Annotated in this window: 30 protein-coding genes and 1 tRNA gene; 14 read left to right on the top strand and 17 right to left on the bottom strand. The window is 37.2% G+C overall.

Going from position 1 to position 26,740, the window contains the following annotated elements; genetic code table 11:
• Nucleotides 1-62 precede the first annotated feature (62 nt).
• Together NSIN_RS00285 and NSIN_RS00280 are read right to left on the bottom strand one after the other, a co-directional pair.
• Nucleotides 63-617 (bottom strand): PEFG-CTERM sorting domain-containing protein, encoded by a 555-nt coding sequence (locus NSIN_RS00285; protein ID WP_101008826.1) that lies wholly within the window; start codon nucleotides 615-617, stop codon nucleotides 63-65.
• 63 nt (nucleotides 618-680) lie between these two features.
• Nucleotides 681-1,583, bottom strand: a complete 903-nt coding sequence (locus NSIN_RS00280) for a PEFG-CTERM sorting domain-containing protein (RefSeq protein ID WP_245871848.1) — start codon at nucleotides 1,581-1,583, stop codon at nucleotides 681-683.
• Nucleotides 1,584-1,754: 171 nt separating this feature from the next.
• On the opposite strand from NSIN_RS00280, the gene NSIN_RS00275 reads away from it, so the two are divergent.
• From NSIN_RS00275 to NSIN_RS00245, 7 genes are all read left to right on the top strand, one after another.
• Entirely contained in the window at nucleotides 1,755-2,006 is a 252-nt protein-coding gene (locus tag NSIN_RS00275; RefSeq protein WP_101008825.1) for a DNA-directed RNA polymerase subunit H, read from the top strand.
• Nucleotides 2,006-5,353 carry a DNA-directed RNA polymerase subunit B gene (locus NSIN_RS00270; protein WP_101008824.1) on the top strand — a complete coding sequence of 1,116 codons (3,348 nt, stop codon included), beginning with the start codon at nucleotides 2,006-2,008 and terminating at the stop codon, nucleotides 5,351-5,353. Before NSIN_RS00275 ends, NSIN_RS00270 begins: the two co-directional genes overlap by 1 nt.
• Nucleotides 5,353-9,147, top strand: a complete 3,795-nt coding sequence (locus NSIN_RS00265; RefSeq protein ID WP_101008823.1) for a DNA-directed RNA polymerase subunit A' — start codon at nucleotides 5,353-5,355, stop codon at nucleotides 9,145-9,147. Before NSIN_RS00270 ends, NSIN_RS00265 begins: the two co-directional genes overlap by 1 nt.
• On the top strand, nucleotides 9,140-9,457 hold the full coding sequence (locus tag NSIN_RS00260; protein WP_101008822.1) for a ribosomal L7Ae/L30e/S12e/Gadd45 family protein: 318 nt from the start codon (nucleotides 9,140-9,142) through the stop codon (nucleotides 9,455-9,457). The genes NSIN_RS00265 and NSIN_RS00260 overlap by 8 nt, the downstream gene beginning before the upstream one ends.
• A 74-nt stretch (nucleotides 9,458-9,531) precedes the next feature.
• On the top strand, nucleotides 9,532-9,990 hold the full coding sequence (locus NSIN_RS00255) for a NusA-like transcription termination signal-binding factor (RefSeq protein WP_101008998.1): 459 nt from the start codon (nucleotides 9,532-9,534) through the stop codon (nucleotides 9,988-9,990).
• A gap of 5 nt (nucleotides 9,991-9,995) precedes the next feature.
• A complete protein-coding gene (locus NSIN_RS00250) occupies nucleotides 9,996-10,433 on the top strand; it encodes a 30S ribosomal protein S12 (RefSeq protein ID WP_101008821.1) in 438 nt (145 codons plus the stop codon).
• 5 nt (nucleotides 10,434-10,438) lie between these two features.
• Nucleotides 10,439-11,038 (top strand): 30S ribosomal protein S7, encoded by a 600-nt coding sequence (locus NSIN_RS00245; RefSeq protein ID WP_101008820.1) that lies wholly within the window; start codon nucleotides 10,439-10,441, stop codon nucleotides 11,036-11,038.
• Nucleotides 11,039-11,063: 25 nt separating this feature from the next.
• Here NSIN_RS00245 and NSIN_RS00240 read toward each other — a convergent pair.
• Both NSIN_RS00240 and NSIN_RS00235 read right to left on the bottom strand, forming a co-directional pair.
• Nucleotides 11,064-11,166 (bottom strand) — tRNA-Gln (locus NSIN_RS00240).
• A 31-nt stretch (nucleotides 11,167-11,197) separates the two neighbouring features.
• A complete protein-coding gene (locus tag NSIN_RS00235; RefSeq protein WP_101008819.1) occupies nucleotides 11,198-11,518 on the bottom strand; it encodes a hypothetical protein in 321 nt (106 codons plus the stop codon).
• A gap of 37 nt (nucleotides 11,519-11,555) precedes the next feature.
• Between NSIN_RS00235 and NSIN_RS00230 the strand changes: the two genes are divergently transcribed.
• Nucleotides 11,556-12,257 carry a YkgJ family cysteine cluster protein gene (locus NSIN_RS00230; RefSeq protein ID WP_101008818.1) on the top strand — a complete coding sequence of 234 codons (702 nt, stop codon included), beginning with the start codon at nucleotides 11,556-11,558 and terminating at the stop codon, nucleotides 12,255-12,257.
• 10 nt (nucleotides 12,258-12,267) lie between these two features.
• Here NSIN_RS00230 and NSIN_RS00225 read toward each other — a convergent pair whose 3' ends face one another.
• The 3 genes from NSIN_RS00225 to alaS are packed head-to-tail and all read right to left on the bottom strand — an operon-like array spanning nucleotide 12,268 to nucleotide 18,903.
• Entirely contained in the window at nucleotides 12,268-13,275 is a 1,008-nt protein-coding gene (locus NSIN_RS00225; protein WP_101008817.1) for an NAD(P)/FAD-dependent oxidoreductase, read from the bottom strand.
• Nucleotides 13,276-13,320: 45 nt separating this feature from the next.
• Nucleotides 13,321-16,191: a leucine--tRNA ligase gene (gene leuS, locus NSIN_RS00220; protein ID WP_101008816.1), complete on the bottom strand. Its 2,871-nt coding sequence runs from the start codon at nucleotides 16,189-16,191 to the stop codon at nucleotides 13,321-13,323.
• Nucleotides 16,192-16,194: 3 nt separating this feature from the next.
• Nucleotides 16,195-18,903: an alanine--tRNA ligase gene (alaS, locus tag NSIN_RS00215; protein WP_101008815.1), complete on the bottom strand. Its 2,709-nt coding sequence runs from the start codon at nucleotides 18,901-18,903 to the stop codon at nucleotides 16,195-16,197.
• Between the two features lie 77 nt (nucleotides 18,904-18,980).
• Here alaS and NSIN_RS00210 point away from each other — a divergent pair, with 77 nt between their 5' ends.
• The 3 genes from NSIN_RS00210 (at nucleotide 18,981) to NSIN_RS00200 (ending at nucleotide 20,549) form a co-directional block, all read left to right on the top strand.
• Entirely contained in the window at nucleotides 18,981-19,487 is a 507-nt protein-coding gene (locus NSIN_RS00210) for a hypothetical protein (RefSeq protein ID WP_101008814.1), read from the top strand.
• A gap of 64 nt (nucleotides 19,488-19,551) precedes the next feature.
• Nucleotides 19,552-19,854, top strand: coding sequence for a 50S ribosomal protein P1 (gene rpl12p / locus NSIN_RS00205; protein ID WP_101008813.1), 303 nt, complete (start codon nucleotides 19,552-19,554; stop codon nucleotides 19,852-19,854).
• Between the two features lie 110 nt (nucleotides 19,855-19,964).
• Nucleotides 19,965-20,549: a TRIC cation channel family protein gene (locus NSIN_RS00200; RefSeq protein WP_101008812.1), complete on the top strand. Its 585-nt coding sequence runs from the start codon at nucleotides 19,965-19,967 to the stop codon at nucleotides 20,547-20,549.
• Nucleotides 20,550-20,556: 7 nt separating this feature from the next.
• Here the strand turns inward: NSIN_RS00200 and rplJ are convergent, their stop codons facing one another.
• The gene (gene rplJ, locus NSIN_RS00195; RefSeq protein WP_101008811.1) at nucleotides 20,557-21,423 is read right to left on the bottom strand and encodes a 50S ribosomal protein L10; all 867 of its coding nucleotides are present in this window, start codon (nucleotides 21,421-21,423) and stop codon (nucleotides 20,557-20,559) included.
• A 1-nt stretch (nucleotide 21,424) separates the two neighbouring features.
• A complete protein-coding gene (locus tag NSIN_RS00190; protein WP_101008810.1) occupies nucleotides 21,425-22,081 on the bottom strand; it encodes a 50S ribosomal protein L1 in 657 nt (218 codons plus the stop codon).
• 188 nt (nucleotides 22,082-22,269) lie between these two features.
• Here NSIN_RS00190 and NSIN_RS00185 point away from each other — a divergent pair, with 188 nt between their 5' ends.
• Nucleotides 22,270-22,704 carry an Lrp/AsnC family transcriptional regulator gene (locus NSIN_RS00185; protein WP_177346280.1) on the top strand — a complete coding sequence of 145 codons (435 nt, stop codon included), beginning with the start codon at nucleotides 22,270-22,272 and terminating at the stop codon, nucleotides 22,702-22,704.
• A 1-nt stretch (nucleotide 22,705) separates the two neighbouring features.
• On the opposite strand, the gene NSIN_RS00180 is transcribed toward NSIN_RS00185, so the two are convergent.
• The 6 genes from NSIN_RS00180 to NSIN_RS00155 all read right to left on the bottom strand — a co-directional run bounded on the left by NSIN_RS00180 (nucleotide 22,706) and on the right by NSIN_RS00155 (nucleotide 24,720).
• Nucleotides 22,706-23,188, bottom strand: a complete 483-nt coding sequence (locus NSIN_RS00180) for a 50S ribosomal protein L11 (protein WP_101008808.1) — start codon at nucleotides 23,186-23,188, stop codon at nucleotides 22,706-22,708.
• Nucleotides 23,189-23,224: 36 nt separating this feature from the next.
• Nucleotides 23,225-23,680 (bottom strand): transcription elongation factor Spt5, encoded by a 456-nt coding sequence (locus NSIN_RS00175; RefSeq protein WP_101008807.1) that lies wholly within the window; start codon nucleotides 23,678-23,680, stop codon nucleotides 23,225-23,227.
• Nucleotide 23,681: 1 nt separating this feature from the next.
• Complete coding sequence (locus NSIN_RS00170; protein WP_245871847.1) at nucleotides 23,682-23,867, bottom strand: SecE/sec61-gamma family protein translocase subunit; 186 nt, start codon at nucleotides 23,865-23,867, stop codon at nucleotides 23,682-23,684.
• 47 nt (nucleotides 23,868-23,914) lie between these two features.
• Complete coding sequence (locus NSIN_RS00165; RefSeq protein ID WP_101008806.1) at nucleotides 23,915-24,163, bottom strand: hypothetical protein; 249 nt, start codon at nucleotides 24,161-24,163, stop codon at nucleotides 23,915-23,917.
• Complete coding sequence (locus NSIN_RS00160) at nucleotides 24,147-24,443, bottom strand: hypothetical protein (RefSeq protein ID WP_101008805.1); 297 nt, start codon at nucleotides 24,441-24,443, stop codon at nucleotides 24,147-24,149. Before NSIN_RS00160 ends, NSIN_RS00165 begins: the two co-directional genes overlap by 17 nt.
• Nucleotides 24,444-24,525: 82 nt before the next feature.
• A complete protein-coding gene (locus NSIN_RS00155; RefSeq protein WP_101008804.1) occupies nucleotides 24,526-24,720 on the bottom strand; it encodes a hypothetical protein in 195 nt (64 codons plus the stop codon).
• A gap of 92 nt (nucleotides 24,721-24,812) precedes the next feature.
• On the opposite strand from NSIN_RS00155, the gene NSIN_RS00150 reads away from it, so the two are divergent.
• Together NSIN_RS00150 and NSIN_RS00145 are read left to right on the top strand one after the other, a co-directional pair.
• Nucleotides 24,813-25,589 carry a D-aminoacyl-tRNA deacylase gene (locus NSIN_RS00150; protein ID WP_101008803.1) on the top strand — a complete coding sequence of 259 codons (777 nt, stop codon included), beginning with the start codon at nucleotides 24,813-24,815 and terminating at the stop codon, nucleotides 25,587-25,589.
• The gene (locus NSIN_RS00145; protein ID WP_101008802.1) at nucleotides 25,586-25,882 is read left to right on the top strand and encodes a methylated-DNA--[protein]-cysteine S-methyltransferase; all 297 of its coding nucleotides are present in this window, start codon (nucleotides 25,586-25,588) and stop codon (nucleotides 25,880-25,882) included. The genes NSIN_RS00150 and NSIN_RS00145 overlap by 4 nt, the downstream gene beginning before the upstream one ends.
• A 2-nt stretch (nucleotides 25,883-25,884) precedes the next feature.
• Here the strand turns inward: NSIN_RS00145 and NSIN_RS00140 are convergent, their stop codons facing one another.
• Both NSIN_RS00140 and NSIN_RS00135 read right to left on the bottom strand, forming a co-directional pair.
• On the bottom strand, nucleotides 25,885-26,334 hold the full coding sequence (locus NSIN_RS00140) for a 50S ribosomal protein L19e (protein ID WP_101008801.1): 450 nt from the start codon (nucleotides 26,332-26,334) through the stop codon (nucleotides 25,885-25,887).
• Nucleotides 26,318-26,719, bottom strand: a complete 402-nt coding sequence (locus tag NSIN_RS00135; protein ID WP_101008996.1) for a 50S ribosomal protein L32e — start codon at nucleotides 26,717-26,719, stop codon at nucleotides 26,318-26,320. Before NSIN_RS00135 ends, NSIN_RS00140 begins: the two co-directional genes overlap by 17 nt.
• Nucleotides 26,720-26,740: the final 21 nt, after the last annotated feature.

The raw sequence follows: 26,740 nt of genomic DNA, 5'->3' as shown, positions 1-26,740 counted from the left end.
TATTTTTTACAAGTGCCTAATCTCATTGTTTAAAATCATAAAAAATGAAAAAGTAGAGAGTTCTAGTATTTTGGCATAAATCTTAGTCCAGTCTTTGCTGAAACTGCAATTATTGATATTATTGCAATTGCAAGTACTAGAGCTGCGATTGGGCCAAACTCTGGAATTGCTGGTGCTTCACCTGCTAGCTGGAATACGGCTGAATTTACTCTTGCTTGCTCATCTCCGTATTGTGCTGTAATGGTATATTGTCCATTCTCAAACCACATGTTACCAACTGTGCTGGCTTTTGTGACAAAATTTCCGTTATTGTCAAGGGTTACTTGAGCTACTGATACAACATTGCCTGATGGGCTTGTTATTTTTACAGCTACATTTTGTCCTGGGTATGGATTTGCAACATGCCCTGTGATCATAATTTGTGAATTGTGATCATAAACTGGTTTGTCAGTTGCCACTGTCAATGATATTGGAGGTGTCTGTTGACCTGTACTATTGTTATCAGGACAGTCTGGACATGCACTGTACGGATTGTTTGCGGCAAATGCCGGCATGATGCCTACTACAGCTGCCGTAGCAAGAATTGCGATCAACGCATATTCTTTATGAGTACTCATCTTAGTTGCGATAAACCATAATGGATATTTATGTATATTTAAAAAATGAAAAAGTAGAGAGTTCTAGTATTTTGGCATAAATCTTAGTCCAGTCTTTGCTGAAACTGCAATTATTGATATTATTGCAATTGCAAGTACTAGAGCTGCGATTGGGCCAAACTCTGGAATTATCCATGTACCGATTATCTCTATTTCCTCAGTTCCATCTGTAAATGGAATTGATAGAGTTCTATCGGTTGTTGTTGTGCTTGTCTCCTGGAAATCAGCTTCTTGACCATCGTTTAATACATAGTATGGGTCATCTTGGCCGTTTACTTTTGCATCAATCAATCCTCTAGGTAGAGTTACTGTTAGCACTCCATCTCCAGTGGTTTGTATTGACACAATAAGGGACTTGGACTGTGTATCTGCCTTTATGCCCAAGACTTTGCCATTTGTAATGCTGTACTTTACTGGGTATGTATTGCCATCTATTACAACACTGACTGCGTTTCCGCCTTGTCCTCCAGATGATCCTGCAAATTGGAATGTTGTTTGTGCTGTCCTCTCAGGTCCACCATATTGTACCTTTACAGTGTATGCTCCTGCTGCTTGCCAGAGTGTACCTGTTGCGGTGATGGTTGTTGAGAAGGTTCTGTCTGATCCTACTGTTACCTGATCAACTTTGACAAGATTTCCTATTGGGCTGATGATTCTCACAGTTATTGGTGTATCAGAGATGTAATCTTGTGTACTTCCTGATATTGTGATCTTATCTCCGTCATTGTATGTAGTCTTGTCTGTTGTTACAGTGACTGCACCTGTGGACGAACTTGAGATCATTCCTGTATTTCCAGATGTAGCATTTGTAGAATTTGCACCTGTTGAACCCTGTAGAGCATATGGTGATGCAGCAAAAACCGGCATTACTCCCATAGTGCAAACAAGAATTGCAAGTAACGCAAATCCTTTAAAGCGAGTACTCATCCTGGTTGGAGGTGATTTTTTTTACTATTTAAAGTTGCGGAAAAAATTATTGACAAATGATACTATTTTTGACACGCCCCCGATTAGATATATATTAACCTCTCGGTGGATGCATCTTAGTTTGCAGATTAATCATACGTTTACAGCTAATGTTCAAAGGAGATTTTAAAAATGATAAGTAAAAAAGAAAAAATACTCATTCCAGATCACATCTATGTTCCAAAACATGAAATAATGACTAAAGATGAAGCTGAAAAAGTGCTTGAAAAATATCATACCAAACCTACCGAAATGCCACTGATCTACGTCAGTGATCCTGCTATTAGAGGACTAGGTGTAAAACCTGGTGATATGATAAAAATTACAAGAAAGAGTCCAACTGCAGGCGAGAGCTTGTACTATCGATACGTGGTGGAAGAATAATGGCAAACATTTCAAACAAACGCTGGCCAATAATTCAAGATATTCTAAAGAGGGAAGGAATAGCAAGACAACATCTCAATTCATACGATGAATTTCTTGAGAGGGGATTGCAAAGTATCATAGATGAAGTTGGTCAAATTGAGATTGAAAGTGCTGAATATCCATATAAAATTCAACTTGGAAAAGTAAAGCTTCAACAACCACGTATGATGGAACTGGATGGTTCCATAACTCACATCGCACCTATGGAAGCACGACTTAGGAATGTAACATATGCATCTCCAATAATGCTTGAAGCAAGTGTAGTTGAAGATGGAAAAATTCTAGAATCAAGATACATTCACATTGGAGACATGCCCGTCATGGTTCGCTCAAACGCTTGTATTTTGCATAATCTTTCTGAACAAAAACTTGTAGAACATGGTGAAGATCCAAACGATCCTGGTGGTTATTTCATCATCAATGGATCTGAACGTGTCATAGTTGGGCTTGAGGATTTATCTTACAATAAGATTATTGTAGACAGAGAGACTGTTGGTGGAAACACTGTATTCAAAGCAAAAGTCTATTCGTCAATAGTTGGCTATAGGGCAAAACTTGAATTGATAATGAAAAATGATGGCCTTATAGTTGCAAAAATTCCTGGTTCTCCTGTTGATATTCCTGTAGTTACATTGATGCGTTCACTAGGTCTTGAATCTGACAGAGATATTGCAGCTTCAGTGTCTCTTGTAGATGATATCCAAGATGAACTTGAGGGATCCTTTGAAAAATCTGGTGATGTACCAACTGCAAAAGATGCCATAGTCTACATTAGTAAAAGAATTGCACCTGGTATGCTTGAAGAATTCCAGATAAAAAGAGCAGAAACATTGCTTGACTGGGGTCTTTTACCACACTTGGGCAAACATCCTGACAATAGAAAAGAAAAAGCATTGTTCTTGGGTGAAGCTACATGCAAATTAATTGAACTAAAACTAGGATGGATTGCAACTGATGATAAAGATCACTATGGAAACAAAGTGATAAAGTTTGCAGGTCAAATGCTAGCTGATCTTTTCAGGACCGCATTTAGAAATCTTGTACGGGACATGAAATATCAATTAGAACGATCAGGCCAAAAGCGAGGTATTAATGCTGTAGCAGCTGCAGTGAGACCTGGAATTGTTACTGACAAGATGAATAATGCTATTGCAACTGGAAACTGGGGAAGAGGTAGAGTTGGAGTAACTCAACTTCTTGATAGGACTAACTATCTTTCAACAATAAGCCATCTCAGAAGAATTCAATCTCCTTTGAGTCGAAGCCAACCCAACTTTGAAGCAAGAGATCTTCATGCTACACACTTTGGTAGAATCTGTCCAAGTGAGACACCAGAGGGCTCTAATTGTGGTCTTGTCAAGAATCTTGCCTTGTCTGCAATAATTTCTGTTAATGTACCGTCCGAGGATATTATTGAAAAACTCTATGACCTTGGTGTAACTTATGTGTCAGATGCAAAAGATGAATTGAAAAAAGAAGGTACTAGAGTTTTTGTTGACGGAAGACTGATTGGGTACTTTAAGGATGGACAAAAACTCGTTGATTCTCTAAGGGATCTTAGGAGAAACTTCAAGATTCATCCTCATGTGGGAATCTTTTTGTATCAATCTAGCTTTGAAGGCTCTACTAAAAGACTCTATGTCAATTGTAATGCAGGAAGAGTTTTGCGTCCTCTTATCGTAATTAAAGAAAATAAAGTCCTCTTGACACAAGAACTCATTGATAAGGTGAGCAAAAAATTCCTCTCTTGGACTGATTTGTTACACATGGGAATAATTGAATTAGTTGATGCTAATGAAGAAGAAAACTCTTACATTGCAATCGATGAGACTGATATTAAGAAACATACTCACATGGAGGTCTTTCCATCTGCTATCCTTGGCGCAGGTGCATCAATAATTCCATACCCTGAACACAACCAGTCTCCAAGAAATACATACGAGTCTGCGATGGCAAAGCAAAGTTTGGGCTTTTCAACTCCGTTGATGAATGCTAGTACATATGTTAGACAACACTTGATGCTTTATCCGCAAACTCCAATTGTAAATACAAAAGCTATGAATCTATTAGGATTGGAGGACAGGCCAGCAGGTCAGAACTGCATTGTAGCAGTTTTACCATTTGACGGCTATAACATTGAAGATGCAATCGTTCTAAGTAAATCATCTATTGATAGAGGACTTGGAAGAACATTCTTCTACAGAATCTATGAAGCAGAGGCAAAACAGTATCCTGGAGGCATGAGAGATAACTTTGAGATTCCAACTGCTGAAGGAAATGTTCGTGGATTTAGAGGAGACAAGGCGTATAGATTGTTAGAAGAAGACGGAGTAATTGCAACTGAAGCCACTGCACAGGGTGGTGACATATTGATTGGAAAAACAAGTCCACCTAGATTTATGGAAGAATATCGTGAATTTGAAGTAAAAGGACCGTACAGACGTGATACATCAATAGGAGTAAGACCATCTGAAAATGGAGTTGTAGACACTGTTGTAATGACACAATCACATGACGGAGGACGAATGTATAAAATTAGAGTAAGAGATCTTAGAATTCCTGAAATTGGTGACAAGTTTGCATCAAGACACGGACAAAAAGGAGTAGTAGGATTACTTGTAAATCAAGAAGATCTTCCGTATACTGCAGATGGAGTTGTACCGGATGTAATGATTAACCCACATGCTTTCCCATCTAGAATGACGGTAGGAATGTTCCTTGAATCTGTAACTGGAAAAGCAGCAGCACTGCGTGGAAGCAAGATGGATGGTTCTGCATTTGTAGGTGAAAAACTTGAGGATGTAAAGGGTGTATTAGAACAAAATGGTTTCAAGTATTCTGGAAAAGAAGTAATGTATGACGGAAGAACAGGAAAACCATTTGCTGTAGATGTTTTCATCGGTGTTGTCTATTATCAAAAACTTCACCATATGGTTGCAGATAAGATTCATGCAAGAGCAAGAGGTCAGGTACAAATGCTCACCAAACAGCCAACAGAAGGTCGTGCAAGAGGTGGAGGATTGAGATTTGGTGAAATGGAACGAGATTGTCTTATTGCATATGGTGCATCAATGATGTTGAAGGACAGATTGCTTGATGAATCTGATAAGGCTGATATCTACATCTGTGAAAGATGTGGACTAGTTTCATATTATGATATAAAACAACGAAAATTCGTGTGTAGAGTTTGTGGTGATAAGGCAAAAGTCACATCAATATCTGTAGCATATGCATTCAAATTGCTCTTACAGGAAATGATGAGTCTTGATGTTGCACCAAGATTATTGATAAAGGAGAGAGTATAATGGCACTCGAAACAATAAAAGTAATTGATGGGATTAAGTTTTCAGTATGGTCTCCAACTGAAATAAGAAAATACTCTGTTGCTGAGATCACTGCTCCTGAAACATATGATGAAGATGGAATGTCTGTTCAAGGTGGATTGATGGATGGACGACTGGGTACTTTGGAGCCAGGACAAAAATGTCTTACTTGTGGAAATACTGCTGCAAGATGTCCGGGTCACTTTGGACATATTGAATTAGCAGAACCTGTATTACACATTGCATTTATTGATAATATCTACAAGTTGTTGTTAACTACTTGCAGATCATGTGCAAGACTAAAGATTCCTCAAGAAGAATTAGAAGAATACCATCGCATTATGAAAAAAGAGGCTGCATACACTGTAATTTCAATTAAACATATTCCTACTGAAATAATCGAAAGAGCAAAGAAGGAAAAGACATGCCCTCACTGTGGAAAATCACAATACGAACTAATATTCACAAAACCAACAATTTTCATAGAAAGAACTGAGCTTGGTGAAAACAGATTGTTGCCAATCACAATACGAGAAAGATTCTCCCACATGATAGATGAAGATCTGAAATTACTGGGATACGATCCAACAACTGCAAGACCAGAATGGTTTATCTTACAAGTTCTTCCGGTACCTCCAGTCACAGTAAGACCTTCAATTATTCTTGAGACAGGAATTAGATCTGAAGATGACTTGACTCACAAACTTGTAGATATCATTCGTGTAAACCAAAGACTCAAAGAAAGCAAAGAGGCTGGAACTCCACCTCTTATCGTACAAGATTTGGTTGATCTCTTGCAGTATCATGTTACGACCTATTTTGATAATGAAGTTTCTGGAATTCCACAAGCTCATCACAGATCAGGAAGACCTCTCAAAACTCTAACTCAGAGACTGAAAGGAAAAGAGGGAAGATTTAGAGGTTCATTGTCTGGTAAGAGAGTTGACTTTTCAAGTAGAACTGTTATTTCACCTGATCCAAGCTTACAGATTTCTGAAGTAGGTGTTCCAGAAGCAGTTGCAACAAAATTGACAATTCCTGAAGTAGTAACAGAATGGAATATTGACAGACTGAAGAAACTTGTCATAAATGGACCAAGTAAATTCCCAGGTGCTAATTATATCGTAAGACCAGATGGAGTAAAAATAAGACTTGACTTTGTAGAAGATAGAGAAACAATTGCAAACAATATTGAAATTGGTTATCTCGTAGAAAGACATCTCTCTGATGGTGATATTGTAATGTTTAACAGACAACCATCATTGCACCAAATGTCTATCATGGGACATTATGTACGAGTCTTGCCTGGCAAAACATTCCGATTACATCCTTCTGTATGTCCTCCATACAACGCTGACTTTGATGGTGATGAGATGAATCTCCACGTGCCACAAAGTGAAGAAGCACGAGCAGAAGCTATACTATTGATGCGTGTACAGGATCAACTTATCTCTCCAAGATATGGAGGACCAATCATAGGTGCATTGCGTGATTTCATCACTGGTGCATATTTGCTTACAAAAGATGATACCACTCTAACACCACAAGAATTTGCGAACCTTGCAATGTTGGCTGGTTACAATGGAACATTTCCAGAACCTGCAGTAAAAACAAAGACTGGCTCACTTTATAGTGGTAAACAATTATTCTCACTCTTCCTGCCTAAAGACTTTAACTATGTTATCACATCAAAGTGGTCCAAGGGTACCAAGGGTCCTGTCAAGGATGTCGTGATCAAGAATGGTCAACTAGTAAGTGGAGTAATTGACAAGGCATCAATAGGTGCAGAAGAACCGGACAGTGTATTGCATAGAATTACTAAAGATTATGGATATGAAGAGGCAAAGAATTTCCTCAATTCTATATTAATAATGCTAAAACAATTCATCACTGGTTATGGATTTAGCTATGGTTATGCTGATCTTGAGCTTGCAACAAAGACAAAAGAAGGAATCCTTGAAAATATTCAAGAGTCATATGATAAAGTATATGACTTCATTGCACAAGCAAAGAAAGGTACCCTGCAGCTAAGTAGAGGTCTATCAGCTGAAGAAGCATTAGAGGCTTATATTGTAAATGAACTCTCAAAAGCAAGAGACAAGGCTGGCAACTCTGCAGACAAGTCTTTTGATGAAACCAATGCAGGAAGAATAATGGCAACTACTGGTGCTAGAGGTTCTTCATTGAATATTGGTCAGATGGCAGGTGCATTAGGTCAACAGTCTATTAGAGGTAGAAGAATTCTCAAAGGATATAGTAATAGAGCATTACCACACTTTAAAGAAAATGATGCAAATCCAGATGGTAAAGGATTTGTAAAGTCTAACTACAGAGAAGGATTGTCCACCTTGGAATTTTTCTTCCATGCTATGGGAGGAAGAGAAGGTCTTGTAGATACTGCAGTAAGAACACAACAAAGTGGTTACATGCAGAGAAGACTCATCAATGCACTAGAACATCTAAAACTGGAATATGATGGAACTGTAAGAGATCCTCACGGACACATAATCCAATTCCTTTATGGAGAAGATGGTATTGATGTTGCAAAAAGTGATCATGGTGAAGCGTTTAGAATTACAAGATTGATTGAATCTGAGAGCATCATAGATTCAGGAAAGAAAGCAACTAAAGAAGAGATAACAGAATTAGTGAAAAAATACACCAAGACTTTCAATCCACGTCTGGCACAGACAGTACATGATGCACTAATTGAATCAAAATTAAGCAAGGAAGGTGTAGACAAGGTCTGTAAAAAAGCACTAGAACTATACGATAATGCCAAAGTAGAACCTGGTCAAGCGGTTGGTGTAGTAACTGCACAATCTATTGGAGAGCCCGGTACTCAGATGACTTTGAGAACATTCCACTTTGCAGGTATCCGAGAACGAAACGTAACTTTGGGTCTTCCACGATTAATTGAACTTGTTGATGCACGAAAGAAGCCTGTAACTCCTACAATGGATATCTACTTGGAAGAAAACCACAAGAAATCAAAGGAAAAAGCAATCAAAGTAGCAAGAGAGATCCTGCATACCAAGATCAGCGCATTGATATCTAGTACTGAAACTGATTACTCTACAAAGATCAAACTAAATCTTAACCAGGATAAATTACGAGAAAGAGCATGCACCATTGAAGATGTGGTTGATGCACTACAATCTTCTAAAAAGAAATTCGAAATAGAACCAAGTGGAAATTCAATCACACTTACATTACCAGAAGAATCTGATACTCAGACTGTTCTTGCAATGAGAAACAAAGTCCTTTCAACTACTGTAAAGGGTGTAACTGATGTGGAACGAGTTACAATTGTGCAGCAAGGAGAAGAATGGGTCATTCAAACTTCTGGTTCGAACATTGCAAAAGTGTGGGAAATTGATGGAATTGATAAAAAGAACATACGAACTAACAATATCTTTGAGATAGCAAGTACTTTGGGTATAGAGGCAGCACGAAATTCACTGATAAATGAATTAAGCTCTACTCTTGAAGACCAAGGTCTAGAAGTTGATATTAGATATATTATGTTGGTATCAGATTTGATGTGTTCTAGAGGATACTTGCAACAAATTGGAAGACATGGAATTGCTGGAACAAAGACAAGTGTTCTCGCAAGAGCAGCATTTGAAATTACAGTTCCTACAATCGCAGAGGCTGCACTAGCAGGAGAAGTTGAAGAACTCAAAGGAGTAACAGAAAATGTTATAGTGGGTGCAAATATTCCAATTGGTACAGGAACTGTTGATCTATACATGAAAGTGGTTCAAGATGGCTAAACTATTAGAAAAAATAATAAAAGATGCAATAGATGATGGCAAGTATGCCTTTGGTACAAAGGAGGCAATAAGTACCATCAAAAGTTCCAAAGCAATTGTCTTGTCTACCTCTATAAAACAACAAACACTTGAAAAAATACAAGAAGCTGCAAAAAGCTCCAAAGTTCCGACCATTAATTACAATGGATCTTCTGTAGAACTTGGAAGATTATGTGGAACGCAATTCCGAATTTCGGCAATATCGCTCAAGGCTCTAAGCGATACTAATCTTAAAGCAATAACAAAAGAACTTGAAACAGAGACGAATTAATCAAATGTACTTTTACTCACATATTTTCTATCAAGATTTAAATGTCCCACCAAGAGATCGAGTTTAAAAAAGATATGACGGAAACAATCAAACTGACAACAGATCAGATAAAACTAATGTCGCTTTTTCAAAATGTAACAGGAGCTACAGCACGAGACTGTATTGAGGATGAAAAACAAGATAGAGTGATTTTTGTTGTAAATCAAGGTAAGATGGGATTAGCAATCGGAAAAGGTGGTTCTACAATTAAAAATCTACAAAACGTAGTTAAAAGAAATGTTGAACTTGTAGAATATTCTGAAGATCCAGCAGAGTTTCTAAGAAATATGCTCAATCCAAAACTAGTCTCTGAAGTAAAGATAAACAAGAGATTGGATGGTTCATTACAGGCAATAATTCTAGTTGATGCAAAAAAGAAAGGAATTGTAGTGGGTAGAGAGGGCCGTAATGCAGAAAAGGCACGATTGTTGGCAAAAAGATACTTTCAAATTTCCAGTGTTCTTATACAAAGTCCGGAGAAAATAATGGAGTAGATGTTATGGCAAAATCACCACTAGGTCTATTTGCAGGAAGAGTTCTCAAGGATAAGAGAAAAAGGCAAAAATGGTCTATAGGCACATACAAGAGAAGAGAGTTAGGTCTTGACAGAAAAGCAAGTCCTCTTGGAGGTGCTCCTCAAGCTCGAGGCATTGTATTGGAAAAAGTCGGAATAGAGGCAAAACAGCCCAACTCTGCAGTCAGAAAATGTGTTCGTGTTCAACTCATAAAGAATGGTAAAACAGTTACTGCATTTCTTCCTCGTGACGGTGCCCTTAACTTTGTTGATGAGCATGATGAAGTTCATGTGGAAGGTATGGGTGCATCTATGGGAGGAGCACTTGGAGATATTCCTGGTGTCAGGTGGAAAGTCTTTAAAGTAAATGGAACATCACTCAAAGAACTTGTTTACGGTAAGAAAGAAAAACCAAGGAGATAATCAAAATGACTGAGACACAAAATCTATTATTATTTAGAAAATGGGATATCTCAAATATTGATATCAAAGACCCAGGCCTGAAAAACGTAATCTCACTTAAACAAGAAATAATGCCCATGTCATTTGGCAGATCTGCTCTTAAAAGATTCAATAAAGCAGAGATAAACATTGCAGAAAGACTAGTTAACAAATTATCTCACTTTGGAAAAAAATATGCCAAGAACACAGGAAGAATGGGAGGCAAGAAAATTCGTGCAATAAATACGGTCAAGGCTGCTTTTGATATCATTTATTTGAAAACTGGTAAAAATCCAGTTGAGGTCTTGATACGAGCAGTAGAAAATTCTGCTCCAAATGAAGACACAACAAGAATAGTTTATGGTGGAACTGTCTATCACGTTTCAGTAGATGTTGCACCTCTTAGGCGAGTTGACTTGGCATTACGATTCATTGCTGAAGGTGTAAGGGATGCATCATTTTCTAATCCAAAAGCAGTTGAAGAAAATCTTGCAGAGCATCTCATACTTGCGTCTGCAAATGACATGAATGCTCCTTCTGTCAAGAAGAAAAATGAATTAGAAAGAATTGCAATGGCTTCACGATAAGCCTTTTGACTTTTTAAAAATTAGATAGCCCGAGGCAGATTCGAACTGCCGTCCCCAGGTGTCCTCTCGTAAGATCCAGAGCCTGAGATCCCTAACCCAAAATTGTTTGGCCACTAGACTATCGGGCTACCGAGACGACTTGTATTTCTTGAGAATATATTATTTTGTACTGGCCTCTCTTACTGCAGTGGCATAATCACAATTTGCTCCAAGTCTCATATATGGAATCAATCTGTAATGAATTGAGTAAAGATCATTTTCTTTATACAAAATTCCCTTTAACAATAGTGACACAAAGCCTCCTGCAATTTTAGATGATGGTATGTCAAGTTCTTTGCAAACTTGATCACGTCTTTCTTTGTATTGTCCTGTGGTAAAAGTAGTTGTGTTTAATTGCAAAATTAACGGCCACATAACTTTCTCCCAAACAAATCTTCTATTTTGGGTAGCAGATGCGTATTTTCCCTTCTCTTCCAACATTGACAACGTTCAAAAAGTTCCAATCTCAATTTAATAGTTGATGAAATCAAATATTGAAGAAGCACTGGACACATTATCTCAAAGTTGGATGATTGAACCAATAATTCGAGATTTCATTTTGGGTAAAAAAACAAACGTATCAGATTTTGCAATAAAAGTAAATGATGTAGTGTTTCATATTCCATATATCGGTGGTGACGATGGATATGTTCTATGGAAATGTTATTGGCCTGATTGTCATAATTGCTGTAATAGACAAGGACGACTACCTCTTACAAGCAATGATTTGATAACAATCAGCAAACATCTGAAGTACGAAAAGGCATCAGATTTTGTAAAAAAAGAGACTAACATAGCAACTTGGGAAGAAAGAGGACCTTCTGGAAATCCTGTTGTAATGACTATGATAAATCTAAAACGCAAGGAAGATGAGACTGAAGCAAATGATGGCACCTATATCCGGTGTAGGTTCCTTGATGAGAAGGGTTATTGTGGATTACATCCGTCAAGACCAGGAGTATGTTACATGTATCCTTTTTCATCCTGGCTTGAAAATGAGAAAGGACAAGTTAGGGTTCATGCAACATTTCAATTCACAGGTGATTGTCCGGGATTTTACTTTGCAAAATCTGTTGATGAAATGAAAAATATTCTAATAGAGTATTCAAAAATGATATATGACTATACTATGAATTCCAGCAGAACTACTAGAGAAAACTTTGGTTATGTAAGTATGTAATTATTGTTGGTTAGGCTTTTGCAACTTTCATCATGTCAGTCATTTTGATTTCCATTCCAAATCTTCTCTCATTTTTCTTCATGTATCTGTAAATTGCTAGCATATCAAAAAAATTCTTCATCATGCCAAATTTGCTATCCATTTTATTTCTTACAAATGATAACACCTTTGAATATATTGCAAATTTTTCAAGAACCGTCTGTCTGTATCTTTCATTGTCTCCAAGTGTATCCACAAAGATATCTCCACATGTCATACTTGGAATTATTCCTTCACCCAGCAATGGGTATACGGTTCCTATTGATTCTCCGACCCCTATGACCTTTCCGTGATAGAATGGCTCACACATGTCTGGAGTTGCAAGACGTATTGGTCTTCCTACTGTCTTTAAGATCTTGCCTCCGTATTTTTTCAAAAATGCATTTGTCTCTACTATGTGGTTTCTGTTTTTATCGCCTGCTCCAATATGTGCAATGTTGTCCCCTAGAGGGAAATACCAGAAATACCCACTAATGGAAGAGAATGGTTTTAGATAAAAGTCATCAAATGGTACACCATTTTCATATTCTACCTTATACTGATATGTTGGCAAGTGAAAGTCTTTTTCAAGTCTTGGTAGATATGATCTGTGAAAACCTGTAGAGTCTACTATGATGTCAAATTCTGATTCTAAATCTTGAAGTTTTGGAGCAGCACCATAGTGTATCTTACAGCCTTTTGCCATGTCTTTTATCAAACCAATTTTATTGTAAGTACACAATCCCTTGAGTTTGATCTGAAATCTTTCAGAATTCATGTCAATGTACATCTGCTTTCCGTCATGTATTACATAATCATCAAAATCTAGACCTACCTTGTTTGCAAATTCTTCCATTGGAGCCTTTGATGTACCCCAAGCGCATATAGAATCATGATTTTCAATAGTGGATCTCTCAAAACCTACCACTTCGTGTTGATTCTTTAATCTTGCAAGTAGATATGCTCCGGCAACCCCTATGCCAACTACAGCTATCTTCAAACTACCTTATACCTGAAATAACCTAATAAAAACATGTGGCAATTGCTATTCAATCAAAATGGCAGGTTTGTATGGTCTTGATGTTCTTGCTTTGTTTTTTGGATCATATTTTTCTTGGTCTGATTCTGCAAACACTTGAGATGTAATTCCAAATTCTGCTTGTATCAACGAATTCATCTCTGCAAAAATCTTCTTTTCATCAATGAGACCTGTCTTGTTTTTTGCCTCTCGTTCTTCTTGTGATTCTGCTAGTATGTCATTTACTGTTTTTTTCACAAAATCAGGATCCTTTTTTACATCTTCTGTTTCCTTATCTGCGATAAGATGTTTTATCAGAGCTCCTATGTTCATTTCACCTGCAACAATCTTTGATAGAATTTTTTGATATGCTTTTACTTTCCATTGGGATGGTGTGTAGATGGTTATCTTTTTTGGAGTTATCTTTGTAACCTTGATTATATTTTTGATATCTTCTATTGTGTTTTTGAGCAAGTTTTCTGACTGGAGAGATTCATAGTCTATCATATTGTCATGATATTCAGGCCAATTTGATTTTGATACCATTCCAGAGTTTCCAAGCCTTGACCACATCTCTTCTGATGCATATGGTGCAAATGGTGACATCATTGCTACTCGTGTAGACAGTATGTTATGTAAGATTCCTGCAAAGTTTTCACGCTTCTTGGCAAGAGCTCTCTTCATATACCATTGAAGATCAGAATCAAACTCGTAGAGAATAAGATGTAGTGCTTCTCTTAATCTCATCTTCTTTATTGATGCAGTAGTTTTGAGAACCAATTGCTCAGCTCTACTTTTTATCCACCGATCTTCTTGTTCTAGACCAGTATATTGAGAAACTGTATATTTAGAACACTCTTCTAGCATGTTTTCTAATTTGCTTTTAATTCCCTTTGCAGCTTCCTGATTAAAATCAGCATCCTGAAGTAATTCTGCAGAAATCAAAATTGTCAGTCTTATGGTATCTGCACCATGTGTTCTTATGGCATCTCTTAGTGGAATTATGTTTCCTTCTGATTTTGACATCTTTTTTCCGTCCATAAGTACTGAACCATTGACTACAATTTCCTCTGGCCAGTATTTTTTTGGAAATATTGCAATGTGGTTAAAAATGAAAAATGTCAAATGATTTGGAACTAGATCTCTTCCAGAATGTCTTGCGTTTACTGGGTAAAAATACTGGAATTCTTTTTTTATCTTCTCTAAAAGATCAAGCGATATGTTACATTGGGTTGATACATTGTTTGCATCTCCCTTGTCTAAAAATACGTAATCGAAAAATACACTAGGTGTATTTTCTGGTGTAATTTCTTTATTGTTTACATATTTTGATATTGTATAGTATGCCATGTAGATGACAGAATCTGCAAGACTTTCTATTATCCAGTTCTTGTCCCATGGCAATTTTGTTCCAAGTCCGTGCTGTCTTGCACATGCTCTCTCTCTGAGCCAATCAACCACATTATTGAATTCATTTCTGATGTCCTCTGGAAGAATCTTCATTTCGTTTATCCATGAATGCACCTGTTCTTTCCATTGTGGATCAGAGTAATTGAGAAACCATTGGTTATTGAGAATCTTTACCACACATTCTGCACCACATCTACATCGTATTGGAATCTCATTCAGCTCGTATAGAATGTCTGCATTTTTTTCTTGCAGCATCCATTTTTTTACCTCTTCTTTTGCGTCTGCAACTATTTTATTTGCAAATTTACCTGTGTTTTGTTTCAGCTTTCCACCGTAAAACTCCTTTGAGTATATCTCTTTGGTGGCCTCATCTAGTTTTGGACTGTTCTGGTTATCTATCTGGAATTTTTTTATGGCATCTAATGCCGGAACTTCACTATACCCATCAGTTTCGATTATTGATATTGCTTTAATGTGTTCGACTTCTGAGAGTTCTGGATGTTTTGTAATCTCTTTTTTGAGATCTTCTAGGGCTTGGTAATCAAAAGGTGCGTGTGCGGGAACAGACATTACAATGCCTGTACCATTTTCACTTTTGACAAAAGTTGCGGGCAGCAACAGAATTTGATCATTTCTTTCTGGGACCTGAACTTTTTTACCTACTAGTTGTTTTCCTGGTATCTTGTCTAACCTGGTTATTGTCTTGTTTTGAAATTCTAGCTTTCTTGCACATTCGCTGCTTACTATCCATGTCTCATTATCGACTTGAATTATTTCGTAAATGAAATCTGGGTTTATCCAGATGTTTGTCACTCCAAAAATTGTTTCTGGTCTAAGTGTTGCAGTGGGAATGATGTACTTGTCATACTTGAATTTGATTATTGTATACTCTGTGAAACTTGGTTCTACATCTCCTTGTGTGTCATGTTGTGATACTGGGTTTTGATCTTTTGGACACCATCCTACAGGGTGGGTGCCTTGGATTATGAGATTTTTTTCTCTCAGTCTTCCAAATTGCCACTCGATAAACTTGCTGTAAACAGGATCTATTGTTGTAAATTCTCTTCTCCAGTCTATCGAGTATCCCATCTCAATCATTCCTGCTTTAATCTCCTGGTGGAAATAATCTGCAATCTTTACTGGTTCGACAAACTCTTCTATCTTCTCGTCTGGAACCTTGTACAAAGTGCGAAATGTTTCAAGCAATTTCTTATCGTTGTCTTGAACTCTTCTTGCCATGCCGAGAATTGGTGTACCTGTATAGTGAAATCCCATCGGAAATAACACGTTGTACCCTAACATACGCATGAATCTTGCATGTACGTCTGCCAGCGTGTATGTTCTTCCATGTCCTACATGTTGAGGTGAATTTGGATACGGGTATGCCACTGTTACAAAGAATTTTTTATCATTATTTGGGTCAGTCTCAAAATACTTTCCTTGCTCCCACTTGTGTCTCCACTTTTCTTCAAGTGATATCCAATCCATGTGTTATTTCTCTCCGGTGACTAGATTCTCAATGGTTGACAAGGCATCTTTTATCTTTGAGAGATCTTTTCCTCCTCCTTGACCAAATGTGTCTTTTCCACCTCCTGATCCTCCTAGTACCTTGGAGACTTGTTTTACCAAATCTCCTGCCTTGCTAGTTGATATCGCATCCGTGCCGCAAAATGCTATTATCTTGATTGTTTCATTTTTTATGACAAGTGCACAATAGATTAATGACTGGTCCATCTTTGTTGCAAGTTCTCCAACCGGTATGTGGAATTCTTCATCAAGTTCCTCGTCTGCTATTGTGTATAGTTTGATTTTGCCAATGTTTTTTGCTTGAGAGATTGCTTGTTTTGCGGACGTTTCTGACGTTCTTTTAATTAATTGTCTTGATTTTTTCTTGGCATCTTCCGAGTCTTTCATGGCACGATCAAAAGATTCCAACAATTTTTCTTTGCTGGAGCCAAGAGACTTTACTAGATGTGTTATTTTTCTGTCTTGGGACTGGGTGTACTTGAGTGCAGATTGGCCTGAAACGAATTCTAATCTGACTACACCGTCCTGGATTCTCTCTGCTTTTGTAATTTTTATCAGTCCAAGCTCTCCTGTTTTTTGTACATGTGTTCCACCGCAAGCTTCTACGTCAAAACCTTCGATGTTTACAATTCGCACTAGCTTTACCGGTACTACTCCTCCTTGGTAAATTCTAAATCCATATTCTTGTTCTGCCTGTCCTCTTTCAAACTGGTTGATTAAAACTGGAATGTCTTTTCGTATTGTTGTATTAGCAAGATCTTCTATCTTTGTTATGTCTTCATCTGTGAGGTTTGAGTGGTGTGTAATGTCCAGTCTTGCATAGTCTTCATCTTTAAAGGCAGAATGCTGCCATACCCATAAACCTAATGTGTTTCTTGCAGAGGCATTTAGTACATGTGTACTGGTGTGGTTTCGTGTTATTCCGTATCTGCGCATAGAATCAATATTGCATTTAATCACTGCGCCTTCTTTTGGAACTCCTCCACTGGTTTCATGCAGTACTATGTTTCCATGTTTGCTTACGTCTATGACATCAAATTGAGCAATCTTTCCATGATCTGGTTCCTGTCCTCCTCCTCGTGCATAAAATGATGTCTTGTCTAATACCACGAATTTGTTGTTTATTATCTTGAGTACTTTGGCTTCAAATTCATGTGGGTCATTTTTGTAATATAATAAATCCGTATCAGGTATGCCGTCTAAATTGAATTCTTCTTTCTTTTCTGTCTTCTCAGATTGGTGCAAGTCTGCAAGTCTCTCGTAAAATGTAGATGGTATCTCTGGTATTATTTGAGATTCTTTGAGAAAATCTGGAGTTATACCATCTGATTCGTATAGACGAATTAAGTCATCTACTGATAATTTCTTGTTTTGTGTCTTTAATGTGGAAGCCATGTTCTTCATTCTAACTTTAGATTCAATGTAGCGATTTTTTTCTATCTCGATTATTGTTTTGACATCATTTCGTGTGTGTTCAAGTTCAGGATATGTGGACTTGAGATAGTCTATGTGAAGGTCAATTAGATCATTTAGATCAAAATTCCAGCCAAATCTGTCAATTGTAGCGAGCGTCCTTCTTAAGATCATTCTTAGATTGTATCCTCCTCCAACATTGCTAGGTAGTGCTCCGTCCGAGATTGCAAATATCAAAGTTCTCAAGTGATCTGCTACAGTATAAACTCCCTCAAGTGGAGAAATCATCTTATCAAGTTTTGAATCGTCTAGACCTGTAATCTTTGCCGCATTCTTTCGTACTAGTCCCATGTCATCTGATTCTGAAAGGGATTTTGCTACTGCCATGAAATATTTTGAAATTATGCTGGAATCAATGTCGATACCTATCTTGCTTGTCATGTAATTTGTAATTGGTCCAAAACAACAATCATACGCGGTAGGAGTTCCCATTGTTACCCATGCAAATCTCTCAAGACCTGCTCCCATGTCTATAATTTTTTGATCTAGTATGGAGTAATTGGTAAGATCTCCTTGGAATTCTGTAAATACTGCATTACCAAGCTCTAATCCTCTGACAAAATATTCAAGTGATGATCCAAAAGATCCTCCACCTGCCCACACATCTTCTACAAATACTATCTCTTTTTTATTAATCCCGAATCTTTCTGTTAAAAGTTTGAAGTCAAGCTCCACACATTTATCCTTCCAATATCCTTGAGCATTTGGTATGCTATGCTGCCCAATCATGCAAAAACTCGAGAAATGTCTACCTGTGACTCCTACATTTTCAATATCTTTGAATCTAAGACATGTTTGTGGGACAATCAATGGGTTGGCTGGAAATTCAAAGACTACCTTTGATCCCATGACTCTTTGAAAATCTACAATTGATGCAATTGTGAAATAAAGGTCATCACGCCATCTGCAAACTACTGGATATCTTCCAACTGACTTGTGATTATTTTGAACAAAAAATGATTCTACTTCTTTCCATGCTTGGGTGTAATCAAATCTCTTATTTGTGGGCGGTTCGCCTATGAATGAATAGCTATTTTCTATGTGATCAGGGCACAAGATTATTCCATCGTCCAAAGTCCAGAAAAACCTCTTACATTTGACGCAGGATTTTCTTCGAAAACCTTCCTTTTCAAATAATTCTACCTTGTAATATCTGTCAGGCTCGGTAGAAAATTTTGCGAGGATCTGGTCCTTGTCCATTTCACAATTTTTTCTTCTGACTGATATTAAGCATTCTGAACCAACACATTAAATATGATTTATTGGAGAAATTTCTTATGTTTGTAAGAAAGGGCTGGAAGGAGGGAGACCATGTCTTTGCATCAAAGCCTAATGGGGAATACAAAGATATTGTTGTAGGTATTGTAACGGGAGTAGAAAATTCCAATATTGGAGTTAATGGAATTATAATAAATCCTGTAGGCTTGAAAAATAAAGTAGCACAAGGAAAGGCTGGCCCTCAATCGCTTGAAATTTTAAAAAATCCAAATCCGAAAGAATGCATCTTTGCTTTGATATATAGAGTAGAATACAATAATTTTACTGGAGTCTTTGACGTTAACACTGACTCTGTTGAAAAAGTTCACAAAAATATACATAACATTATTTCTGGTTGGGTTAGAGAGTCAATTCCTGAATTGATCAACAATGTACTTTCATTGCCTGAAGGTCAAGAAAGAGAACAAGCAAAGCGACTCTTAAAACAAAGAATGGATACACTTTATGATAAGGATCTAAAGAAATACATGTATTCGATCTGTCGTGGTCTGAAGATATTGAATTAAAAAACTAATTTTTTCTTTTAGGCTCCATAGTTTTATATTATGCCTCTTGCAAAAATTGTTTACAATGGAATACGTATACGCTGCGTTGCTTTTGCACAAACAAAAGAAGGAAATCAACGAAGCAAATATTGCTAATGTTATCAAGGCTTCCGGTGCTGAGGTAAATGAGGCTCAAGTAAAAGCACTCGTTGCTGCACTAGCTGATGTTAACATTGAAGAAGCAATCAAGGCTGCTCCAGTAGCAGTTGCTGCACCAGCAGCAGCTCCAGCAGGTGGAGGTGCATCAGAGGCAAAGAAAGAAGCCGAGTTGCCATCTGCCAAGACTGAAGAACAAGCCATGGAAGGTCTTTCCGCACTATTCGGTTAAACCTGTAATCTACCTTTTTTGTAATCTCAAACATTATTTACTTTGGTCTAGTTTAACCTGTTAATTTGACGACATTATTTTCAGTCCAGGATATCGTACTTGTTCTGGACATGTTTGGAACGATGGCATTTGCAGTTACTGGTGCATTTAAGGCAATTGAACACAAGGCAGACATTGTAGGAATTATTATTCTTGCAACCATAACTGGTGTTGCAGGTGGAACTATACGTGACATTGCACTTGGGCATTTTCCTCCTCATTCTATATCTGATCCAACATATGTAATCATAACAACCCTCACTGGTGTTGTCATCTTCTTTTTGTATCCGAAAATGCAAAAACATTGGAATTTGTTTTTAAAATTTGATGCTATTGGTCTGGGTGTATTTACTGCAATTGGTGCTACTATTGCTTATCAATTGTTTGGAATGAATTTTCTTGCAATAGTTATGGCGGGAATGGTAACAGCTGTGGGGGGAGGAATATTGCGAGACATGTTTGTAAATGAGATTCCGTTGGTTTTTGTAAAGGAATTATATGCTTCGGCTAGTTTTCTGGGAGTTGTTGTTTTTTATGTCTTGTTGGCCTTTACATCTATGTTAGAACTAGCTACAATCTGTTCCATCTTGATGACAACGGTGTTGAGATTGGTTGCTATGAAATACAACTGGAACTTGCCAAAAGCAATCAGGTAATGGTTACTTATTGAGGAGTGTAACCTTTTGCTTTTGTTGCCACTGCTTTTGCCTGGCCATGTGCTCTCTGGATTGTTGCTTCTTTGGTATCTTCTGTGAGGAAGCCTGATTCTATTGCAAGTGATCTTGCCTGCTGTGAAGCTCTTGCTAGTATGATGTTGATGTTTTCTTTGGTTATGTAGCCTATCTCTATTGCTAGTGACATTGCTTCCTGGTGTGCTTGTGCAAATGCTGTTCTGTATTGCTCAACATCTACTGTAAGCTCATCCTGATTGTATACTACCTTGTCCTCTAGAGCTGAATTTAGGACAATGCCTGCCTCTACTGCTTTGACATCAAGTTTGCTCAAAAGGGTGGCTAACTTTCCTGATATGATGTCTCCCTTCTTTGCAGCTGTTGAATCCTTTGTAATCCAAACTGTTCCTTGATCAATCTTGGTGGATACTCCTGCTTCCTTGAAATCTGTGAGAATTGGACCTGGTGTAATTCCTGTGTTTCCTGCCTTGATTACTACATCTATACTTGCCTTATCTCCGCCTCTTGCAGCCATCATTACTTTGTTCTTACCAAGTAAAATGTTCAATTTGATGGGGCTCATGTTGGTAAACATTAGTACACATTGACCAACTAGGTTTGCTGCAAGTTTTTCAATACCTGGAATCTTTAATGTAGAAAGTGCTTTCTGGGCAACTTTATCTTTTACACTTACAATCTCTACTTCGCCTTTGAATTTTTTTCTCAATGGCAATAATTGGGATGATCTTACTTTTTCCATTCTTACAAGGGCCACAACTTTGTACTTGTTTGGCAACTCTTGTAATTGCTGGTACATTTGGGCTTTCTTTTGAGGATATGTTTTTCTGTTCTCGTGCATTTTACTTCGTTCCTTGTTGTGTTGGTTTTGAGATCTTACCCATGCTTGTCTTGATCATTATTTTTTTAATATTCTTGTCTCCACCTGGCAATTTTTTCTCTACTGTTCCAATTACTGCATTTGCATTTGCTAGCAAATCTTCATCAGACATTGTTTCATCACCAATCTTGCATGCTAGTGATAGAGAATTTTTCAGTCTTACTCTTATTGAGGATCTAAATCTTTCCAATATGGAATCAATTGGAGCATTAAATGGAACTGGTGTTGGCATCTTTCCTCTCGGACCCATGAATTGACCCAATGTTTTACCTACATTTGCCATCACTGTAGTGTCTGCAAGGAAAAAGTCATAACCGTTGATTAATTTACGAGACTCTCTTTTGTTTGAGCCCATCTGTGTTACTTGTGCACTGTCTACGACTAGGTCTGCATTGGCACTTTTTGCCTTTACTCCCAAATCACCTGATGCAATTACGCATATTGCAGAAGACTTGTTCATTTTCTTTGGAAGCTGAACTATCTCATTAATTGCAAATCCTTTCTTTACATCTATGTCCTTGAATACCATGATTAGCTCTACTGCCTGCTTGAATTTTCTTTGTTTTGTACTCTTTTTAGCATCAGTTATCATCTGAGCTATCTGGGACTCGGTAATCATTACGAATGTTTTCTAAATTGCCTATTTAAAATCCTTTAGAGATAAAATCCTTCGAGAATTGCATATTTGTAAAAATTTTATGTATTATAATTGGCCTTGAAACAAGAATACTTTTGGAAAAGTAACTTACATTTATTAAATAGTAATAAAAACAAGTCGCAAAGTTGCACAAATTTGATGAATTAGACATGAAAATAATTACCGAGCTGAGCCGTGATGGTAATACTTCGGTTCCACATCTCTCAAAGAAACTAGGTGTGAATACATCTGTTCTCTATAGTAGGGTAAAAAGGCTTGTCAAGAAGAAACTCATAAAAAAATTCACAATTGTTGTTGATGAATCATTGATTGGAATTGGGGTAAGGGCAACAATGGGAATTAACAGAGATCCAAAATTAAAGGATCAGATACACAAAGCATTGCTGAAAACTCCTGAAATTGTTTCAATATCTGAAGTTACAGGAAGGTTCGACATACTGCTTACTTTGCGTGCACGAAATCTTGAAGAACTGCACACTGTGGCTATAGAAAAGATAGGAAAGATAGAGGGAATACAAAACACTGAAACTTTTGTAGAATTGCAAAAGACTGACAAAGATGCAGTTTATACTGTTACAGAATAATTTACTTGAATTTATCGTCCCAATTGCCTGCTTCTAGCTCGGCAGTTGCTTCTTTTGGATTCTTTCCGTTTATCTTGATTCCTAATGCAAGACAAGTTCCGATTATCTCTTTTGAAGCAGTCTTGATGCTTAATGCATAAGATGAATCTATTTTTAATTTGGCAACCTTGACAACTGAATCAGTTGTAATGTCTCCTACCCATGTTGCACCTGAAGTTCCAGAACCTTTCTGAATTCCTGCCTCTTTTAGAATTAAAGCTGCAGCAGAAGGAATTCCTACTTCGACTGTCCATTTTTTTGTTGCCTTGTCTACATTTACTGTGACAGGAACTTTCATTCCTTCAAAATCTTTTGTCTTGTCATTTATGGCAGTGACTATTTGTAATATGTTCACACCTAAAGGTCCCAATGTAGGTCCCAATGGTGGGCCAGCACTAGCTTGACCTCCTGTTACAAGTGCAGAAACAGTTTGCATATCTGCCATGTTTTATTTTCCTTATAACTGCGAATTTAATCCTTGCTACTGAGTTGATGGTTTAAGGTAGTTTGCATCAACAGTTACTGGTAATTGGTATGGAGCGTCAAGTAAGATGACAGTAGCTTCTTCTTTGTCATGATCCACTCTTGTAACAGTAGCTTTCATGCCCTTGAATGGACCACCGATGATCTCAACTACTTGGTCAACTACAAGTTCTGAAACAGTAGATTTCTTTACCAAATATCCTTCAATATCCTTGAATGCTAATTCCCCGCGTAGCTGTCCTCTGATATGTCTAATTCCTTGTAATGCATCAAATGCAGCATTGGCATCTATTGCTTCTACAACTACATACCCTTTGAGACTGTCAAGTAGCAATACTGACTGTATGTTGAGTTTCTTTAGTTTGATTCTGTTTTCCAGTAGGCCCATGACTACTTTCTCTTGACCTCCAGTGGTCCTAACTGCAAAAAAGTGTGATTTTGTTTCTTGAGCCATTTTATCTATGTCCTAAATTAATAACAGCAAAGGTGAATTGAATTATGAATCCGATGGCACCAAGTGTAGCCATACCAAGTACAACCAATCGTAGATGCTCTGCATAGTCTTCCTTGTCTGATTTCTTGGCAAGTTTCATAGTGTTGACCATGTCCTTGAGCATCTGCTTTGGGTTTACCTTTACCATTGCAGGACTTTGCCAAAGTGTCCTTATAATTCTTATTTTAAAGTGGGTTACTTTAATGGCTGAAATGTTAACAGGCGTTCTTCCTTGCCAAAATCAAATGTTATTGTAACCTTTGTAGTTATTTTCTTAATGCCTGTCTTATTAAAATCTGTAATATCCTTTGGATTCAATGCCAACCACTTTTCTATGAGATCCTCCCTGCTTCTGTTTTCTAGGATGTTTAATGATTCTGTGAATTTCTCATTTTTGTCTATGTGATGTCTGTCTTGCACTTTGCGTTCAATCCTTTTTATCATTCATTTTTCTTCCAAAATTTTCATACTCTGCTGATTTCTCAAATGCTTCTTTTATGGGAACCAGAGTAGTGATGATGTTTTCTTTTTGTTTTTCAACCATAGTTCTAATTTCATCAAACTCTGATTTTCTTGGTAGTCTATCTATTATACTGTACAAGACGTTGATTTCATTTAATGTATTAAGAGATACTTTGTATGATACACTGAGAAAATGACTAAGTGTGGATATTGTACTGAATACCATCCACATCTCTTCTTCCTCATTTGTAACATTGGCCATTCTTCTAAACAGTTGCTGTTTCTATCTAGTATGTCAGAAACTCGTGTCAAATCTTTTTCTAATTCTACAGAACGAGACATTCCTATCTCTCTTTTAGATCGTTCTTGACTTTTTTTGGATCTTCATCTTCTAACCAAGTCTTTAACGCAATTTCAACTAGTTGTGATAAATCAAGTTCCCTGTCAATTGCATCTTTCTTTGCTTCTTTCCAGACAAACGGATCTATCTTGATTGATGTTGTATCTCTTTTCACATTTGGATCTAATTTTACTCTCATTATACTATCATACTACTAGTATTATTTAAATTTTGAAGTATGTGTCAGTATACATCCTTTGATATAATAAAGCGAGATTTTGATCATTAATTGTGGAATTACTAATCGCATACGAATCTGATCCTGCTGGATATAACATGGCATATTTTATTTCAAAACAAATGAAAAAAGATGGTGAAATCTACCGTGGAAAATATTTTGATCTTGTGGTGATACCAACCCCTGCAATATCTGCGGATTGGATTGAAGACAAGTATCATTATGATGGCTATGTATTCTTGTCAAAACATGCTGCTGAGAGTGGCACTCTTGCATTGACATGTCATAGTACGGGAAACTTTGGAGATGCCATGTTTGGTGGATTTCCAAGACAAGTAGCAATACCTCATCCTCACATACAAAAGTCATATATGAAGAAATTATGGGAGAGAAAAAACCTCTTTTCAAAGTTTGATATCATAATTGAGGCAACTCATCATGGACCAACAGCACTTGGCAAACCAAGTTTGTTCATTGAGATAGGCACCACTGAAAAGGAATGGAATGACAAACAGTTGTGCGAAGATGTATCTGAGGTAGTAGTAAATACAATGTCTGAAAAACCACAAAAAAATGATGTTGCAATATGCTTTGGAGGTACTCACTATCCTAGTAAATTCAATAAAGAACTAATAGAAGGTAAATTGGCTCTGGGAACCATAATTCCAAAACATGGTCTTGATAATGTAGATTCGGAATTGTTTGATCACATCTTAAAACGTAACAGTGAAGCAAAACTTGCTCTAGTTGACTGGAACGGACTAGGTAGCAATAAACAAAAAATAGTAGATATGATAAATTCTTCTAGGCTTGAGATGATAAAAATTTGAAACTAGAACATAAAGTGTATGAAAAACTCTTACAGGTTCCAAAAGGTAAAGTGACAACATATGGGGAACTTGCCAAGGCAGTTGGTTTGAAAAATGGTCAACGAGCCATTGGGAGAATGATGAACAAGAATCCTTTTCCTGTTATTGTACCATGTCATCGCGTGATAATGTCTGATGGAAAGGTAGGAGGATATGCGTGGGGGGAGAAAGTAAAAACAAACATGTTGTCAAGAGAAGGAATTGAAATCAAGAAAGGTAGAATTCAGAATGCTGATGTAATCTTTAGATTTTGAATTTACTTTTTGATTCTAACTTCTTCTATGAGGCTTCTAAGGTGGGCCAAGTTTCTAACTTGATTTCCGCTTACTTGCTTGTATAGTTTCCAATAGTTTTCATTTGCTATTTCTTTTCTTGATTTTGAAACCTTTAGCTGGTGTCTCATTGCTCTTATTCTCTTTACGTATACTTCCTTCTTTCCTACTCTGGATCCTTTTCGTCCCTTCTTGGAACCTTGTTTAGTTCCACGCTTGCGTCTCTGTGATTTTTTAAAGTGTGATCTTCCTTTTGAAGTTCCAACAACTGGTTTTACTTGTATTGTTCCTGCAGTAATCAAACTTCTAATGTTGTCACGGGTGATTGCATCAGTGATATCATCTAGATACTCTGGATCAAATCTTACTCTACCTACTCCGACTCCAAGAATTCTGGAGACCAGCTGTCTTTTTGACTTAAGATTTACTACCACTTGCTGACACTCTCGCGTTGAATACTTTAAAGTTCTTCTCTATTGCCTTGGTGATTATTTCGGTTCTCTTCTTTGTTCCTACTCCATGACCAAATCTGATTCCGTCTTTTTTTGGATCAAGTTTCTCCAAGTCCCTCAAATTGTAAACTAGATTATCTGTAAATCCTGATGGATGTAATCCTCTTGCGATCTTTGGTCCACCATATCCAACTCGAACAAGAGCTGGCCATCCTTTCTTTTGTTTTCTCTGGTGGTTGTCCATACCTTTTGGTTTTCTCCAAGACTTTGCTAATTTTGAATATCTCCAACTCTCTTGTCTTACAAATTCTGGTCTGTGCTCAGACACCTTCTTTCTAAGTTCAAGAGCTTCTTTATTGATCGGCATGTACACGACTATGATTAAATT

This window comes from Candidatus Nitrosotalea sinensis (genome assembly GCF_900143675.1).
Taxonomy (GTDB): Archaea; Thermoproteota; Nitrososphaeria; order Nitrososphaerales; family Nitrosopumilaceae; genus Nitrosotalea; species Nitrosotalea sinensis.
The sequence above is the reverse complement of the archived record's forward strand: the minus strand, read 5'-3'. Positions and strand labels throughout refer to the sequence as shown.